This window comes from Mesorhizobium sp. WSM4898 (assembly GCF_029625845.1).
Classification (GTDB): Bacteria; Pseudomonadota; Alphaproteobacteria; order Rhizobiales; family Rhizobiaceae; genus Mesorhizobium.
In genome coordinates this window covers 58274-75338 of sequence record NZ_JARTVQ010000004.1, presented here as the reverse complement: position 1 = coordinate 75338, position 17065 = coordinate 58274, and the positions used below count along the sequence as shown (strand labels likewise).

17 protein-coding genes are annotated in these 17065 nt (G+C 65.2%); 14 read left to right on the top strand and 3 right to left on the bottom strand.

What is annotated here, in order from left to right:
* Positions 1-150: 150 nt before the first annotated feature.
* A complete protein-coding gene (locus P9228_RS19640; protein WP_278055045.1) occupies positions 151-789 on the bottom strand; it encodes a TetR/AcrR family transcriptional regulator in 639 nt (212 codons plus the stop codon).
* A 113-nt stretch (positions 790-902) separates the two neighbouring features.
* Here P9228_RS19640 and P9228_RS19635 point away from each other — a divergent pair, with 113 nt between their 5' ends.
* Both P9228_RS19635 and P9228_RS19630 read left to right on the top strand, forming a co-directional pair.
* Complete coding sequence (locus P9228_RS19635; protein ID WP_278055043.1) at positions 903-3314, top strand: FAD-dependent oxidoreductase; 2412 nt, start codon at positions 903-905, stop codon at positions 3312-3314.
* Positions 3315-3326: 12 nt separating this feature from the next.
* Entirely contained in the window at positions 3327-4880 is a 1554-nt protein-coding gene (locus P9228_RS19630) for a trimethylamine methyltransferase family protein (protein WP_278055041.1), read from the top strand.
* Between the two features lie 2 nt (positions 4881-4882).
* On the opposite strand, the gene P9228_RS19625 is transcribed toward P9228_RS19630, so the two are convergent.
* Positions 4883-5725 (bottom strand): NAD(P)H-binding protein, encoded by an 843-nt coding sequence (locus P9228_RS19625; RefSeq protein ID WP_127241375.1) that lies wholly within the window; start codon positions 5723-5725, stop codon positions 4883-4885.
* A 243-nt stretch (positions 5726-5968) separates the two neighbouring features.
* Between P9228_RS19625 and P9228_RS19620 the strand changes: the two genes are divergently transcribed.
* Positions 5969-6376, top strand: a complete 408-nt coding sequence (locus P9228_RS19620) for a DUF3168 domain-containing protein (protein ID WP_067320953.1) — start codon at positions 5969-5971, stop codon at positions 6374-6376.
* Between the two features lie 113 nt (positions 6377-6489).
* Here P9228_RS19620 and P9228_RS19615 read toward each other — a convergent pair whose 3' ends face one another.
* Complete coding sequence (locus P9228_RS19615) at positions 6490-6876, bottom strand: ester cyclase (RefSeq protein WP_067320956.1); 387 nt, start codon at positions 6874-6876, stop codon at positions 6490-6492.
* 231 nt (positions 6877-7107) lie between these two features.
* Between P9228_RS19615 and P9228_RS19610 the strand changes: the two genes are divergently transcribed.
* The 11 genes from P9228_RS19610 to P9228_RS19560 all read left to right on the top strand — a co-directional run bounded on the left by P9228_RS19610 (position 7108) and on the right by P9228_RS19560 (position 17013).
* Complete coding sequence (locus P9228_RS19610; RefSeq protein ID WP_067320960.1) at positions 7108-7407, top strand: hypothetical protein; 300 nt, start codon at positions 7108-7110, stop codon at positions 7405-7407.
* An 81-nt stretch (positions 7408-7488) separates the two neighbouring features.
* Positions 7489-8154 carry a response regulator transcription factor gene (locus P9228_RS19605; RefSeq protein ID WP_067320964.1) on the top strand — a complete coding sequence of 222 codons (666 nt, stop codon included), beginning with the start codon at positions 7489-7491 and terminating at the stop codon, positions 8152-8154.
* Between the two features lie 22 nt (positions 8155-8176).
* Entirely contained in the window at positions 8177-9565 is a 1389-nt protein-coding gene (locus P9228_RS19600) for an ATP-binding protein (RefSeq protein ID WP_067320967.1), read from the top strand.
* Entirely contained in the window at positions 9565-9732 is a 168-nt protein-coding gene (locus tag P9228_RS19595; RefSeq protein WP_179293607.1) for a hypothetical protein, read from the top strand. The genes P9228_RS19600 and P9228_RS19595 overlap by 1 nt, the downstream gene beginning before the upstream one ends.
* The gene (locus tag P9228_RS19590) at positions 9729-10166 is read left to right on the top strand and encodes a hypothetical protein (RefSeq protein ID WP_066997605.1); all 438 of its coding nucleotides are present in this window, start codon (positions 9729-9731) and stop codon (positions 10164-10166) included. Before P9228_RS19595 ends, P9228_RS19590 begins: the two co-directional genes overlap by 4 nt.
* Positions 10167-10282: 116 nt before the next feature.
* A complete protein-coding gene (gene ccmI / locus P9228_RS19585; RefSeq protein WP_127241378.1) occupies positions 10283-11419 on the top strand; it encodes a c-type cytochrome biogenesis protein CcmI in 1137 nt (378 codons plus the stop codon).
* 3 nt (positions 11420-11422) lie between these two features.
* Positions 11423-11866, top strand: a complete 444-nt coding sequence (gene ccmE, locus P9228_RS19580) for a cytochrome c maturation protein CcmE (RefSeq protein ID WP_127326081.1) — start codon at positions 11423-11425, stop codon at positions 11864-11866.
* Complete coding sequence (locus P9228_RS19575) at positions 11866-13857, top strand: heme lyase CcmF/NrfE family subunit (protein WP_278055032.1); 1992 nt, start codon at positions 11866-11868, stop codon at positions 13855-13857. The genes ccmE and P9228_RS19575 overlap by 1 nt, the downstream gene beginning before the upstream one ends.
* Positions 13854-14318: a cytochrome c-type biogenesis protein gene (locus tag P9228_RS19570; protein WP_278055030.1), complete on the top strand. Its 465-nt coding sequence runs from the start codon at positions 13854-13856 to the stop codon at positions 14316-14318. The genes P9228_RS19575 and P9228_RS19570 overlap by 4 nt, the downstream gene beginning before the upstream one ends.
* 119 nt (positions 14319-14437) lie before the next feature.
* Positions 14438-15982, top strand: a complete 1545-nt coding sequence (locus tag P9228_RS19565) for a Do family serine endopeptidase (protein WP_095800149.1) — start codon at positions 14438-14440, stop codon at positions 15980-15982.
* 356 nt (positions 15983-16338) lie between these two features.
* Complete coding sequence (locus P9228_RS19560) at positions 16339-17013, top strand: response regulator transcription factor (RefSeq protein WP_066997584.1); 675 nt, start codon at positions 16339-16341, stop codon at positions 17011-17013.
* Positions 17014-17065: the final 52 nt, after the last annotated feature.

The window sequence follows — 17065 nt, the reverse complement described above, 5'->3', positions numbered from 1 at the left end:
TGCGCTTTCGCCCGAAAACAGCATGCGGGCAGTTTCAGGTGGCACCCTGCCAAACTATTCGACCATTTTATCACTGCTCACAAGGGCAGCGAAGCCACAGCACAAGCTTTGTTGAATGGAGGTCAATCGGCCGTGAACGGCGGGTAGTCATCAGCGCGCCGCGATGAAGCGCATGAAATGCGCCACATCCGCTTCGGTCGGCTCCTGGCCGGTGAAGGAGCGCAGATAGGGGGCGAGATGGCTGACGCGGGCCTCGACCGGTTCCTTGAGGTCGAGCACGTAATAGCCGATCTGCATGTAGTAGAGCACACGCGCTCGGATGAAGGCGTCCTCGTCGTCGTAGCCGTGCCGGCGGTACATGTCGCGGATGGCGCTGAGGCGCTCGTCGTCGGCCTGGTCGATCATCTGCCGCACGTCTGCCGAGCGCCTCGCCCATTCGCGCACGGCGAAATCGAGCCTCGGGTCGAAGAGGCGCTCGTCGGCCCAGCATTCGAATACGTTCATCACGCCCATGATGATGGTTTCGGCGGGGCGCCGGGCGCGCTCGACGATCGCAGTGGTGTTGGTGTCGTGCCAATGCTTGAGCAACTGGTCGAGCAGATCCTGCCGGCTTTCGAAATACCAGTAGAAGCTTGAGCGCGACACGCCGAGCTTCTGGCCGAGGGTGAGCACGCGCACGCTCTCGATACCGTCTGAAACCAGCGTCTCAAGCGCCAGATTGATCCAGTCCGAGCGCGTGACCTTGATGTTGCCGAGAACCGGTTCGGCCTGCGGGGCGGTCATGATCATGGCCGCACAATAGGCATGGCGGGAAGCGGCGCGCAAGCGATCTGTACACTTGTGTCTAGACACTCCTGTACAGGACGTGTATCGTAAGGCTCTCCAACGAGAGGGAGAGGCTCGTGAAATCGCATTACCGGGCAGTCGTCATCGGGGGAGGCGTGGTCGGCGCCTCGGTGCTCTATCACCTGACGCGCTTCGGCTGGAGCGACGTGGCGCTTATCGAGCGCGCCGAGTTGACGGCCGGATCGACCTGGCACGCGGCGGCCGGCTTCCATGCGCTGAACGCCGATCCCAATGTCGCGGCGCTGCAGGACTACACGATCAAGCTCTACCGCGAGATCGAGGCCGAGTCCGGCCAGGATGCCGGGTTGCACATGACCGGTGGCGTCAACATGGCAAGCGATCCGCAGCGCTGGGAATGGCTGAAATCGGCCTGGGCGGTGTTCCAGTCGGTGGGCATCGAGACGGCCCGCCTGGTGACGCCCGAGGAGATCAAGGAGATCTGCCCGATCGTCGATGTCAGCGATGTGCTGGGTGGCCTTTACGATTCCAACGAAGGCCATCTCGACCCTTACGGCACGACGCACGCCTATGCGGGCGCCGCAAAGAAGCGCGGCGCCGATGTGATCCTGCGCAACCGCGTAATCGAGCTCAGGCAGCGCGCGGACGGCGGCTGGGATGTGGTTACAGAGAAGGGCGCGATTGTCGCCGAGCATGTCGTCAACGCCGGCGGCCTGTGGGCCAAGCAGGTCGGCCTCATGGCAGGCGTCGACCTGCCGGTGACGCCGATGGAACACCATTATTTCGTCACCGAGGACATTCCGGAGGTCACTGCCCTGGACAACGAGCTCGGCCTTGCCGTCGATCTCGACGGCTTCTCCTATCTTCGGCAGGAGCGCAAAGGCGTGCTGCTCGGTGTCTACGAGCAGAACCCAAAACATTGGAACATGGACGGTGCGCCCTGGGACTACGGCATCGAGCTGATCCCCGAGGACATCGACCGCATCAGCCCGGAGCTTTCGAAGGCGTATCAGCGCTTCCCCTGCCTGGCCAAGGCGGGCATCCGCAAATGGGTCAATGGCGCCTTCACCTTCACCCCCGACGGCAATCCACTGGTTGGCCCGGTGCGTGGCTTGAAGAACTACTGGGTCGCCTGCGGCGTCATGGCCGGCTTCAGCCAGGGTGGCGGCGTCGGCAAGTCGCTGGCCGAATGGATGATCTACGGCGAGCCGCAGGCCGACATCTTCGGCATGGACATCGCCCGCTACGGCGCCTTCGCCGCCAACCGCGAGTATCTCAGGCAAACCACGCGCCAGTTCTACGCCCGTCGCTTCGTCATGACCTTCCCCAACGAGCGGCTGCCGGCGGGCCGGCCGCTGAAGCGGCCCGGCGCCTATGACGGCATGAGCGCGGCCGGCGCCGAGTGGATGGCCTCATGGGGGCTGGAAATCCCGGCCTATTTCGCTCCGATGGGTTTTCGCGAGGAGACGACGCTGAAGCGCTCCAACGCCTTCGACATCGTTGGCGATGAGGTGCTGCAGGTGCGCCGCGCCGCCGGCCTCGTCGACACCACGGCCTTCTCGCGCTACGCCGTGTCCGGTCCCGGCGCCGAGGCCTGGCTCGACCGGCTGCTTGCCTGCAAACTGCCGAAGCCTCGGCGCGCGAAGCTTGCCCCGATGCTCGGCCATGACGGCAGGCTGAAGGGCGACCTTACCGTGCTCAACTGGGGCGGCGGCGACTACTGGATCATGGGCTCCTATTACCTGCGCGAATTCCACATGCGCTGGTTCGAGGCGCACATGGCGGACGGCGTCTCGGTTAACGACATCTCGGACGCGATGTCCGGCTTCCTGGTGACCGGGCCGAATGCAAGGAAGGTCGTCGAACGCACCACGCACCAGGACGTCTCCGCCAAAACCCTGCCGTTCATGGCCTGCGCCGAGTTCGACATCGGCATGGTTCGCGCCCGGGTCGCCCGGCTGTCGATCGCCGGCGAGCTCGGCTTCGAAATCAATTGCCCGGCCACCCTGCACGGGACGCTGCGCGAGACGCTGCTCGTCGCCGGCGAAGATCTTGGTCTCGCCGAGATCGGCTACTACGCGCTCAACGCGCTGCGGCTGGAGAAGAGTTTCGGCATCTGGTCGCGCGAGTTCACGCAGGGCTACACGCCCGGCCTGACCGGCCTTGACCGGTTCGTCGCCTTCGACAAGGGCGATTTTGTCGGCCGCGAAGCAGCTCTCAAGGAGCGCAAGGCGGGCGTCGCCCGGCGGATCGTGACCCTGGAAGTCGATGCCGTCGACGCCGACGCCAGCGGTTTCGAGCCTGTCTGGCACAAGGGCCGGCGCGTCGGCTTCGTCACTTCCGGCGGCTACGGCTACACGGTTGGCAAGAGCGTCGCCCTGGCGTTGCTCGATGACGATTTCGCCGGGGAGGGGACGCAACTTTCCGTACACATTGTCGGCGTCGAACGGCCGGCGCGCGTCATCGCGGCCTCGCCCTATGACCCCAAGGGCGAGGCAATGCGGCAATAGGGAGGATTGGGCATGATTGATGAGGCCGCACGCGATCAGAGGCGCGAACGCCGGCGCGGACGCACCGGCGAGGCCGGCAGCGAGTCCAGCCGCCGCCCGAACTATCGTTCGCTGAAGAACCCCTTCCTGCCGCAGCCGGTCTTTTCCGACGATCAGGTCGCCGCAATCCACGACACGGCGCTGCGCGTGCTGGAAGAACTCGGCATCAAGGTGCTGCTGCCGGAGGCGCGCGCCATTCTTGCCAAGGCCGGCGCCCTGGTCGACGAGGACAGCCAGATGGTGCGGATCGGCCGCGACATGGTCGAGGCAGCCTTGGCGTCCGCGCCGCGCTCGATCCCCGCCTATAGCGGCGCCCGCTCCCGTGACCTTATCCTCGAGCTTGGGTCCATGACATTCCTCGCCGGCTCCGGCGCGCCCAACGTCACCGATCTCGAGCGCGGAAGGCGGCCGGGCACGCTCGCCGCCTTCGAGGAATTCATGAAGCTCCTGCAGCATTTCGACGTGCTGCATATGCTCGGCCCTTGCATCGAGCCGCAGGACGTCGACACGCGCTTTCGCCACTTTGCCACCGGCCGCGCGCAGCTCACCTTGTCCGACAAGTTTCCCTTCGTCTTCGCGCGCGGCACGCCGCAGGTCGAGGACAGTTTTGAGATGGTCCGGCTGGCGCGCGGCCTCTCGGAGGACGAATTTCGCAACGGCGCCTTCTGCTACACCGTCATCAACACCAATTCGCCGCGCCAGCTCGATATCCCGATGGCGCAAGGCATCATCGACTTCGCCAGGTTCGGCCAGGTGTCGATCATCACGCCCTTCTGCCTGGCGGGCGCCATGGCGCCGATCACGGTCGCCGGCGCGCTGACCCTGCAGCATGCGGAGGCGCTGGCGGGGCTGACGCTCGCCCAGATCGTGCGCCCCGGCGCTCCGGTGGTCTATGGCTCGTTTTCCTCCAATGTCGACATGAAGTCGGGCGCGCCGGCCTTCGGCACGCCGGAGCACATCAAGGCGACCTTGGGCGCCGGCCAGCTCGCGCGCTTCACCGGCTTGCCTTGGCGTTCCGGCGGCGGCAGCGCCGCCAATGTCTCCGACGCGCAGGCGGCGCATGAGACGCAGTTCGCGCTATGGGGCTCGGTGCTTGCCGGCGCCACCGTCTGCATCCATGCGGCAGGCTGGCTGGAGGGCGGCTTGAGCGTCTCGTTCGAAAAGCTGATTACCGACATCGAGGCGCTGCAGACGGTCGCCGAGCTTTGCGCCACGACACCGGGTGATGCCGACGCCATCGGTTTCGACGCTGTTGCCGAGGTGCAGCCCGGCGGCCATTTCTTCTCGGCCGCCCACACCATGGCCCGCTACCGTACCGCCTTTTACGAACCGTTGGTGGCCGACTGGTCGAATTTCGGCAACTGGACGCAATCCGGCGGCAAGACCGCGACGGAGCGCGCCACCGGCATCTGGAAGCGGATTCTTTCCGATTTCCAGCCGCCCGCATCCGCTGCCGCCACCGCCGGCGTGCTCGACGATTTCATCGCACGCCGCACCGAAGAGGGCGGCGCGGCACCGGTGTCGTGAGGTCAAGGCAGCAGGGCAACCGCTGTACGCGAATAGGTTTTGTCGCTGACTTGATCGAGCATGAAGGCCGCCACGTCGGCGCGCGCCAGCGTCGGCAACAAGGACCTGGCCCGGATGCCGTGGCCGTGGCGGAACCGGCCGATGGCTGGACCGTTGCCGAGCTTTGGCGGTCGCACGATCGTCCAGTCGAGGCCGGACTGCGCGATGAGCCTTTCCTTCGCTTCGTGATCCGCCGCTTCATGGCGCAGCACGAGCGGCACGACGATGCCGCCGAGCAGTGGCCCCAATTGCCGCCGGCTGTCGCGGACGCCGAGGAAGGACTGATAAATGAGCCGGGTTGGCCCGCTCCGTTGCATCGCCTCGACGATGAAGCCGATACCGGCAATCACCGCCGCGTCGTGCTTCAGTGGCACGCCGACACCGAGGCAGCTCAACACCGCGTCGTGACCGGCAATCGCGCCCTCCACCGCCTTGCAGTCGGCGACGTCTCCGACGATCACGCTCAGACGGTCGTGGCTGATGGCGAGCTTGCGCGGGGTGCGGACGAAGGCGGTGACCAGATGGCCTTCCGCCAGCGCCGCCGAGACGAGGGCGCGGCCGGTCGCGCCCGAGGCGCCAAAGATCAGAAGTTTCATCTCCGGCCTCCCTGGCCAGTCTGCCCCGCTCGTCAGCCAGGCTTGCGCCCTGCGGCGAAAGCGACCGGCGCCCCAGCCGGGCAGCAGCCTTGTGTAGACGTAGTCGCATTGCTCCACCAGACCCTGCGCGGCGCCTCCCTCAAAAACCGTGTCGCCCCACATCGTGACACGCGTGATGCCCTGCATGCCCGCCGAACCGGAACCGCGCATGGTGCGGCTCGCCCCCGAAACTCTCGGCAGCCGCCCGGTTTTGCTTGTCTATCGCCGCGAGATCGGTGATGAGGCGCCTGTGCGCCGTCATCCGTTTCGTAACTGTGGTGATCAGGGATCAGGCAACGGTGATCAGCGGCAAGGCTTGATGGCATTGCCTCAAGACGCCGTCCGACGATCTGGCGAAACGGGTGCAAGGCGGCTACGCTGCGATGAGGACAAGGCAGGCGAGAGGAACCACATATGACGGCGCCTGGCGATTTGATGCAGGCCTTGTTCCTGCGATTGAAGACCGATGCGTCGCTGTCGGCGCTGCTGGGCGGCGCCGGCCTGCTCGAGCGCGCCGACGCCAAAGCCGCATTTCCGCACGTCACCTACGGCCGCACCAGCGCCTTCGACCTGGACACCGGCGCCGACGACAACGACGACCAACTCATCACGCTCCACATCTGGTCGAAGGCGCAGGGCGAGGCCGAGACGCGGCTCATCATGGACAGCATCAAGGCGCGCCTCGACGGCGCGGCCCTCTCGATCGGCCCGCGTGGCCAGACGCGGCTGTCGCTGGAATTCGCCGAGGCGCGCTATGACGACGACCTCGCGGTGCACCACGGGCTGCTGCGCTTCCGCGCGCTGACGCAAGAAAGTGCCTGAGAGACCAGCTTTTCCTTCAGCAATTCCAGGAAAGGTGCGCAGCGGTTTTCCGTCCGGAAGTACAAAAAAAGGAGTTAGAGCAATTCCGCGTTTCCTTGAAACGATGGACTTCTCTAGAGCTGGGCCTGGATGGCGGCCTTGTCGATGACGGACCAGACCTCGCGTATCCGCCCGTCCTGGATTTCATAAAAGACGTTCTCCGCGAAGGTGACTCGCCTGCCGTTCACCGCCAGGCCGAACAGCATGCCCTTGGGCCTGCAGTCGAAATGCAGACGGGCCGCCACGCGTGGTGGCTCTGAAACCAGAAGCTCGATGTTGAAACGCAGATCGGGAATGGCCTGAAAATCGCCTTCCAGCATGCGGCGATAGCCCGAAAGCCCCACCGTCTCGCCATTATACTGCACCTCCTCGCCGACAAACTGGCCGAGATTGTCCCAATCCTGTTCGTTGAGGCAGGCAATGTAGCCCTTGTAAAGACTGGCAAGGTCGTCATGGCTCATGGCATTCTCCCCGTCCTCAACTGCTTCACGGCGCAAATTAGAGCATATGCTAGCCGCGAAAACCGTAGCCGCGCCCGTGATTTTCCGGCTATCAATCCATGCTGGTCCTGATGGGCCCAGGCAGTTGGACTCGCATTTGTTCGTCTCGCGGGCAGGGGGTATGGCGGGCATGGATTTTCGGCCGTTCACCGTTCATTTCATGTTCAGCACAAATGCGTTAGTACCGTGATCATGAAAACGTTCCGCTCCCTTACTCGCGCCGCGACGCTGGCGCTTGCCGCAGCCGGGATTTTTGCGTCGCAGGCGACGGCGATGCCGCCCGTCGAGCCATCGGTCGATCAGCCGCTCGTGCTTGCTGCCAGCGACTGCTATGCAATCGGCCAGCAGATCGCCGCGCAGAACGGCGGCACGCTCGCCAAGGCCTCGCAGGCCACGCGCGGCGGACAGCAGGTCTGCGTGATCGTGGTACTGGTCCCGGGCAAGGAGGGCCAGCGGCCGCGCCGTACCGAGATCGTGGTGCCGCTGGACTGACGCCCAATTCCCTTTAACAGGCTTAAGTTTCCTGGCCGGCGGAATCGGCCTATACCTCCACCCTTCAACAGGCTACGAACCATGCGCGTGCTCGTCGTCGAGGATGACAAGGATCTCAACCGGCAGCTTACGGATGCGCTGGTAGATGCCGGCTATGTGGTCGACCGCGCCTATGACGGCGAAGAGGGGCATTTCCTCGGCGACACCGAGCCTTACGACGCCGTCGTCCTCGACATCGGCCTGCCGCAGATGGACGGCATCAGCGTCGTCGAGCGCTGGCGCCGCGGCGGGCGCAAGATGCCTGTGCTGATCCTGACCGCCCGCGACCGCTGGAGCGACAAGGTTGCCGGCATCGACGCGGGCGCCGACGACTACGTCACCAAGCCTTTTCACATCGAGGAGGTGCTGGCCAGAGTGAGGGCGCTGATCCGCCGCGCCGCCGGCCATGCCTCGTCCGAGCTCACCTGCGGGCCGCTGAGGCTCGACACCAAGGCCTCCAAGGCCGACGTCAACGGCGTGCCGCTGAAGCTCACTTCCCACGAGTTTCGGCTGCTTGCCTATCTGATGCATCATATGGGCGAGGTGGTATCGCGCACCGAATTGGTCGAACATCTCTACGACCAGGACTTCGACCGCGACTCCAACACCATCGAGGTGTTCGTCGGACGGCTTCGCAAGAAGATGGGCATCGACATGATCGAAACCGTGCGAGGCATGGGCTATCGCATGCGAGAGCCGGAGGCGTGACGCGGAACCGCTGAAGCCGACGATGAGAACGTGGCTTTCAAAGCTGCGGCTCTGGCCGCGCTCGCTGACCTTCCGCGTCATCGCCTTTTCCACGATTTGGGCGATCCTGACGCTCGTCGTCATCTTCACGCTCATAACCACGCTCTACCGCCAGGCCAGCGAGCGCGGCTTCGACAGTCTGCTTTCGGCGCATCTGTTCAACCTGATCGGCTCCGTCGGCATTTCCGACAATGGCGCGCTCATCGGCTCGCCCGACCTTGGCGATCTGCGCTTCTCGGAGCCGAATTCCGGCTGGTACTGGTCGGTCGAGCCGGCCTCCGAAGACGTTCACGGCGAACTCCATTCCTCCTCGATGACCTCCTCGATCCTGTCGCCGAGCGTCGCCGAGGTGCCGTTCAACGCGAACTTCCAGCGCAGCTATTCGACCGAGGGCATCAAGGGCGAGGAGTTAGAGGTTTTCGAGAGCGAGTTCGTGCTCGATGCCAAGAACCGCGCCGCGCGCTTCCGCGTCATGGGCAATCACAGCGAGCTCGAGCAGGAGATCGCGAGCTTCCAGCGCCGGCTGCTCACCTATCTGTCGCTGTTCGGCGTCGGCATGATCGCCATCAACGCCATCGCCATCCTTTTCGGCTTGCAGCCTTTGCGCCGCGTGCGCAATGCTTTGGCGATGGTGCGCGAGGGCACGGCGCAGCGGCTCGACGGGCGCTTCCCGGCCGAGATCGAGCCTCTGGCCAGCGAGACCAATGCGCTGATCGAGAACAACAGGCGCATCGTCGAGCGTTCGCGCACCCAGGTCGGCAACCTCGCCCATTCCCTGAAGACGCCGCTTGCCGTGCTGATCAACGAGGGCCGCGCGCTCGGCGGCGCCAAGGGCGAGCTCATCGCCGAGCAGGCTGCCTCGATGCAAAAGCAGGTCGACCATTATCTGCAGCGCGCCCGCGTCGCCGCCCAGCGCGACAGCGTCGTCTTCCGCACGCCGGTGGCGCCGCTGGTCGAGCGCATGGTGCGCGTGCTGCGCAAGCTCAACCCGCAGACACAGCTTTCGCTGTCGCAGCCTGCCGCCGGGATCGTCTTTGCCGGCGAGCGCGAGGATCTTGAGGAATTGCTCGGCAATCTCCTCGACAATGCCATGAAATGGGCGAAAAGCGCCGTTGCCGTCTCGGTCGCCACCGTTGCGGGAAGCCCCAACCTTTTTGAAATCGTTATAGAGGACGACGGCCCCGGCATTCCCGAGGACAGCGCGCGGGAAGTGTTGAAACGCGGCAAGAGACTCGACGAGACGAAGCCGGGAACGGGGCTTGGATTGGCCATTGTCGCCGACCTCGTCAACGAGTATGGAGGCGCCCTTGCGCTGGAACGGTCCAGCATGGGCGGCTTGAGGGCAGTGGTAAGATTGCGGAGCCTTCAATAATGTTTTTATCGATTTCCGTGCGGCCGCTTGCGGCCAAATTTCCGACAAATATCAATACTATGGGCTCGCTATCCTTCCCGCTGGCGCGGTTCCCGATCCATCTCGCTCCAGAAGTGCTTTTCGCCCAAGAAGCCCATCCCGCTCAAGAGAACCGGTTGCTGGTATGAAGATTCGCGTTGCGCTCGTTTCCGCCCTGATGGCCGTGTCGGGCTGCACCACGCTGGGCAGGACCGGCCCGACCTCTCCGGTCACGCCCGTCGCCACGCCGCCGGCCGCCGGTAAGGTGGGAGCCGGCATCGTCGCGGCCATGAATGGCGGGCTCATCGGCGGCTCGATCGGTTCGGGTCTGAGCGATGCTGAAAAGCGCAAAGGCCTCGAGGCCGAGTACAAGGCGCTGGAATACAACGCCAGCGGCCAGAAGGTGACGTGGAAGGGCGACAGCTCGACCCATTATGGCGAGGTCGTTGCCGCCCAGCCCTACCGGGTCGGCTCGCAGGACTGCCGCCAATACACCCACACCGTTTACACGAGCGGTTCGGGCGTCACGGCGCGCGGCACCGCCTGCCGCAATGCCGACGGCAGCTGGACGCCGCTGACCTGAATTAGCAACGATCGGCGCAATTTGACATTGATCAAGGACGGCCGGCGCGTCTGCCGCCAAAGCGTCGCAGGGCGTCCGTGTTGGCAGGGCAGGGCTCTGCCTTTATTGGAATAGCCATGCTGTTCTGGGTCATAGCTGCAATCCTTACGCTGGGCGCCAGCCTGGCGGTGCTTTTGCCGCTGGCCGGCGGCACGAAAGCCGCATCGACCGCCGGCGATCACGATCTCGAAGTCTATCGCGACCAGCTTTCGGAACTCGACCGCGACATGGCGCGCGGTCTCATCCAGCCGGGCGAGGCGGAGGAAGCGCGCGCCGAGATCGGCCGCCGCATTCTGCGTCTCGGCTCGCACAGCCAGGCAAGCGCGCGAGCGCCGCGCCCTGCGCGCGCCGCGAAGCTGGTCGCCACCGCCGCCGTGCTGGCGGTGCCGCTGGTTAGCTGGGGACTTTACGGCTCACTCGGCTCGCCGGATCTGCCCTCGCAGCCGCTGGCCGAGCGGCTGGCCAAGAACCCTGCCGAGTCCTCGGTCGACGAGCTGGTTGCCCGCGCCGAGGCGCATCTCGCCGCCAATCCGTCGGACGGCAAGGGCTGGGACGTGCTGGCGCCGGTTTATCTGCGCCTGCAGCGCTACGCCGACGCGGTGACCGCCTATCGCAACGCCATCCGCCTCGACGGCGACAGCGCCGTGCGCCAGGCCGGCCTTGGCGAGGCGATCGCCAACGCTGCCGGCGGGATCGTCACGGCCGAGGCTCAGGGCGCCTTCGACGCGGCCTTGAAGCTCGATCCCGCCAACGCCAAGGCCAATTTCTATCTGGCGATGGGCCTGGCCCAGGAAGGCAGGAAGGCGGAAGCCGCCGCCGCTTGGCAAAAGATGCTCGGTCAGCTTGCGCCCGATTCGCCCTGGCGCAGCGCCGTCCAGCAGGCGCTCGCCGAAACGGCCGAGCCGCCGGCGGCGGCAGGCAAGCCGGCGACCGGCCCGGATGCCGGGCAGGTCGAGGCGGCGCGGCAGATGGCGCCGCAGGACCGGCAGGCAATGATCGAGACCATGGTCGCCAGCCTCGACGACCGGCTGAAACAAAATCCGCGCGACGAGGAAGGGTGGATGCGGCTCATTCGTTCCTATGTCGTGCTCGGCAAGGCCGACCGGGCGCGCGACGCGCTCGGCCGCGCGGTTGCCGTCTTCGGCGCCGACAGCGAGCAGGCCAAGAAATTCACCGCCTTTGCCGCCTCCCTCGGCGTGACGGCGACGGAGTAGGCCATGACGCGCAAGCAGAAGCGATTGTCGGTGATCCTCGCAGGGTTGGCCTTCCTCGGCGCTGCTGCCGGTCTTACCTTCTACGCGCTCGGCCAGAAGGCTTCGTATTTCTACATGCCCGCCGACCTCGCCGCCGCAACCGTCCAGCCCGGACAGCGCATTCGCCTTGGCGGGCTCGTCGAAAAAGGCACCATCGTTCGCGGTCAGGGCGCGACCGTCGCCTTTTCGGTCACCGACATGCAGAAATCGGTCAAGGTCACTTATACCGGCATCCTGCCCGACCTCTTCCGCGAGGAGCAGGGGGTCATCACCGAAGGCGCTTTCGGCCCGGACGGCGTCTTCGTTGCCGATAGCGTTTTAGCCAAGCACGACGAGCGCTATATGCCCAAGGAAGTCGCCGACCGCTTGAAAGCCAAGGGCGTGTGGCAGGAGAGCAAGAGCCAATAATGGTTGAGACCGGACATTTCGCGCTCGTCCTCGCCTTCGCGCTGTCGCTGGTGCAGATGCTGGTGCCGTTGGTCGGCGCCCGCACCGGCAACCAGCGGCTGATGGCGGTCGGCGGCCCGGTCTCGGTCACCGGCTTTGCGCTGACCGCGCTGTCCTTCACCGCTCTTGCCACCGCCTATGCCGGCTCCGATTTCTCGGTGGCGAGCGTCTGGGAAAACTCCCATTCGCTGCAGCCGATGATCTACAAGATCACCGGCACCTGGGGAAACCACGAAGGCTCGATGCTGCTCTGGGTGCTGATCCTGACCTTCTTCGGCGCGCTCGTCGCTGTCTTCGGTTCCAACTTGCCAGCGACGCTCAAAGCCAATGTTCTGGCCGTGCAGGGCATGATCGGCGCCGCCTTCTTCCTGTTTATCCTGGCGACGTCCAATCCCTTCATCCGGCTGAACCCGGCGCCGATCGAGGGCCGCGATCTCAACCCGATCCTGCAGGACCTCGGCCTCGCCATCCATCCGCCGCTGCTCTATCTCGGCTATGTCGGTTTCTCGATCTGCTTCTCCTTCTCGGTCGCAGCCCTGATCGAAGGCCGCATCGACGCCTCCTGGGCGCGCTGGGTGCGGCCCTGGACGCTGGTCGCCTGGATGTTTTTGACCGGCGGCATCGCCATGGGCTCCTATTGGGCCTATTACGAGCTTGGCTGGGGCGGCTTCTGGTTCTGGGACCCGGTCGAGAACGCTTCCTTCATGCCCTGGCTCGCCGGCACGGCGCTCCTCCATTCGGCAATCGTCATGGAAAAGCGCTCGGCGCTGAAGATCTGGACGCTGCTGCTTGCCATCCTCACCTTCTCGCTGTCGCTGCTCGGCACCTTTCTTGTCCGCTCTGGCGTGCTGACTTCCGTGCATGCCTTCGCCACCGATCCGGCGCGCGGCGTCTTTATCCTCTGCATCCTGACGCTGTTCATCGGCGGCTCGCTGGCGCTGTTTGCGCTGCGCGCTTCCACCCTGACCGCAGGTGGCCTGTTCCAGCCGATCTCGCGCGAAGGCGCGCTCGTGCTCAACAATCTGTTCCTGACCACGGCGACCGCGACGGTGCTCGTCGGCACGCTCTACCCGCTGGCGCTTGAGGCCATCACCGGCGGCAAGATCTCGGTCGGCGCGCCCTTCTTCGACCTGACCTTCGGCCCGCTGATGCTGCCGCTGCTCGCCATCGTGCCGTTTGGTCCGCTGCTTGCCTGGAAGCGCGGCGACGTCCTTGCCGCCTCGCAGCGCCTGATGGCGGCCTTCGGGCTGGCGATCGCCGCGATGCTGGTCACCGGCCTGTTCATCGATGGCGCCTCGGTCTTCGCTGCGCTTGGCGTCGGCCTCGCCGTCTGGCTTGTCGCCGGCGCGCTGACCGACCTTGCCGTCAAGTCGGGCATCGGCTCGGTGGCGCCGGCCGACATGCTGAGACGCTTTGCCGGCCTGCCGCGCTCGGTCTTCGGCACCGCGCTTGCCCATCTCGGCCTCGGGCTCACCTTGCTCGGCATCGTCGGCACGCTTTCGTTCGGCACGGAGAAGATTCTCACCATGCGCGTCGGCGAGACGGTGGAACTTTCCGGCCACACGCTGCGCTTCGAAGGACTGTTTCCCCAGAAAGGCCCAAACTTCACCGAGGAGCGCGGCCGCTTCCTGCTGATTGGCGCCGATGACAATGCCGATGGCGAGATCACCTCTGCAAAACGCTTCTATCCGGTGCGGCAGACGGTAACGACCGAGTCCGGCATCAGGACGCTGGGTGTGAGCCAGCTCTATCTGTCGCTCGGCGATGAGGGCAAGGACGGCTCGGTCGTCGTGCGCCTGTGGTGGAAGCCGTTGGTGACGCTGATCTGGGGCGGCGGACTGGTGATGATGGCGGGCGCCGCCATGTCGCTGCTCGACCGCCGCCTGCGCGTTGGCGCGCCCGCGAGGCGCCGCAAGCCGGCTGCCGCTGCCTTACCCGCGAGCCCGACATGAAAGCGAAGTTTTCGCTCGCCTCGCTGATCCTCCTGCTGGCGTTGGTCTTCGCCGGCGCGGTACAGGCGGTGAAGCCCGATGAGGTGCTGCCCGATCCGGCGCTGGAGGCTCGCGCACGCGCGCTTTCCGAAGGCTTGCGCTGCATGGTCTGCCAGAACCAGTCGATCGACGAATCCGACGCCGATCTGGCCCGCGACCTGCGCATCCTCGTGCGCCAGCGCCTCGTCGCCGGCGATACCGACCAGCAGGTGATGGATTACATCGTCTCACGCTACGGCGAGTTCGTGCTCTTGAAGCCGCGCTTCAGCCTGCGCAACGCGCTTTTGTGGGGCACCCCGGCGCTTCTGCTTCTGGCCGGCGGCATCTTCATCGTGCTCAGCACCCGTTCGCGCCGCCCGGCGCCGGACAGCACGCTCAGCGCCGAGGAACAGGCGGCGCTGGACAAGCTGCTGCGCGATTAAAGCGCCAACATTACAAAATTTTCATATATCGGAAATGGCGCCGTAATGTGCGCCTCACTAAGTCTCTTTCCGAGGATGCTCTCCTGAGCGCATCCACTTCGAAAGAGGAAACGAGACCCATGAATATTGCCCCCGATTCATATTCAAGCACCCGCAAGCGCCTGATAGCGGCTGTCGCGTCCCTGGCCGTGATTGGTGCGGTCGGCGCAGGCGCGCTTGCCACCGGCACTGCGCCCGTGCTGGCCGATGCTGTGCGTGTCGAGGCTCCACAGGTTCCGAGCTTCGCCGACGTCGTCGAGCGCGTCTCGCCGGCGGTGGTCAGCGTCAAGGTGAAGGCCAAGATCCAGCCGACGGCCGATGACGGCTCCGACGATCAGAACGGCTTCGACAACCTGCCGGACAATCCGCAGCTGCGCCGCTTCTTCAGGGAGTTCCGCGGCTTCGGCGATCAGGGCGGCCAGTTCGGCATGCCCCGGTTCAACCACCGCAACCACGGCAATGGCGAGCCGCGCCCTGTCGCTCAAGGTTCGGGCTTCTTCATTTCCGAGGACGGCTACCTCGTCACCAACAATCACGTGGTTTCGGAAGGCTCCGACTTCACCGTCGTCACCAATGACGGCAAGGAGCTCGACGCCAAGCTGATCGGCACCGATCCGCGCACCGACCTCGCCGTGCTGAAGGTCGATGGCGGCGGCAAGTTCACCTATGTCGACTTCGCCGACGACTCCAAGATCCGCATCGGCGATTGGGTCGTGGCGGTCGGTAACCCGTTCGGCCTCGGCGGCACCGTCACCGCAGGCATCGTTTCGGCCCGCGGCCGCGACATCGGCGCCGGCCCCTATGACGACTTCATCCAGATCGACGCCTCGGTCAACCGCGGCAATTCGGGCGGTCCGACCTTCAACCTCAACGGCCAGGTGATCGGCATCAACACCGCCATCTTCTCGCCGTCGGGCGGCAGCGTCGGCATCGCCTTCGACATCCCGGCCTCGACCGCCAAGCAGGTGGTCGAAGACCTGATGAAGAACGGCTCCGTCCAGCGCGGCTGGCTCGGCGTCGAGATCCAGCCGGTCACCTCCGACATCGCCGAGTCGCTCGGCCTGAAGTCGGACAAGGGCGCGCTGGTTTCGAGCGCGCAGGACGCTGGTCCCGGCAAGAAGGCAGGCATCGTCGCCGGCGATGTCATCACCCAGGTCGACGGCAAGGACGTCGCCTCGCCGAAGGAACTCGCCCGCATGATCGGCGCTTATGCGCCGGGCAAGTCGGTTGATGTCACTGTCTGGCGCAACGGCAAGAACGAGACGGTCAAGGTGGACCTCGGCACACTGCCTTCGAGCGACAAGCAGGCCTCGAACGAAGGCGGCAACAAGCAGGCGGCTCCCGCCAAGGCCGATACGCTTGCCGATCTCGGCCTCACCGTCACCAAGTCGGAAAACGGCAAGGGCCTGGTGGTCACCGATGTCGATCCGGACAGCGATGCGGCCGACCGCGGCATCCAGCCCGGCGACGTCATCACCTCGATCAATTCGAACGAGGTGAACACTACCGACGACGTTTCCAAGGCCATGACCGATGCCTCCAAGTCGGGCCGCAAGGCCGTGCTGATGCAGATCACCCGCGACGATAGCAACCGCTTCGTCGCGCTGCCGGTCGGAAAGGGCTGATCTGAGAGAGCGGTTCAATCGCTCCTCGAGAACGCAGAACCGCTCTAACTCTCTGTTTGACGCAATTCCGGACGGAAACCCGCTTCACGCCTTTCCTGGAATTGCTCAGCGACTTTTCCTTGCGGCGGTTTCAACACCCCCGAGCCGCCGCCGGGAAAACATGGGGCCGAGCACGTCAGTCAGTCACCGTGTTTCGCTCCTGCGGCAGCGGGTTTCCCATCACCCGCTGCCGCTTGCCAAGCACGGTGCCCGCAAGTGGGTACCGGTCTGGGATCACGACATGCGGCTGGCGAACGCAAAGGCGCTGAGTCATGGCTGCCCCTCAACCTTCCAGTGAAATCGCGTATAACGGCTCCATGAAGATTCTCGTCATGGAAGACGACCGCGAGGCTGCGGACTACCTGCAGAAAGCCTTCGCCGAGGCGGGCCACACCGCCCATGTCGCCGGGGACGGCGAGACCGGCTTCGCGCTTGCCGACGCCGGCGACTATGACGTGATGGTGGTCGACCGCATGATGCCGCGCCGCGACGGGCTGTCGGTGATCGCAGCGCTCCGCTCGCGCGGCAACACCACGCCGGTGCTGATCCTGTCGGCGCTGGGCGAGGTCGACGACCGCGTCACCGGGCTGCGCGCCGGCGGCGACGATTATCTCACCAAACCCTACGCTTTTTCCGAATTGCTTGCCCGCGTCGAGGTGTTGAACCGTCGCGCCGGCGCCCGGGAAACCGAGACCGTCTACCGCGTCGGCGATCTCGAGCTCGACCGTCTGTCGCATTCGGTGAAGCGCGCCGGCCGCGAGATCACGCTGCAGCCGCGCGAGTTCCGCCTGCTGGAATATCTGATGCGCCACGCCGGCCAGGTGGTGACGCGCACCATGCTGCTGGAAAATGTCTGGGACTATCATTTCGATCCGCAGACCAACGTCATCGACGTTCATGTCTCGCGCCTGCGCGGCAAGATCGAAAAGGGTTTCGACAAACCGATCCTGCACACCATCCGCGGCGCCGGCTACATGCTGAAAGGCGGCTAGAGCATGATCCCGAACCGAAGAGCCAACGCAAAAAGGGGAAACCGGTTTTGGA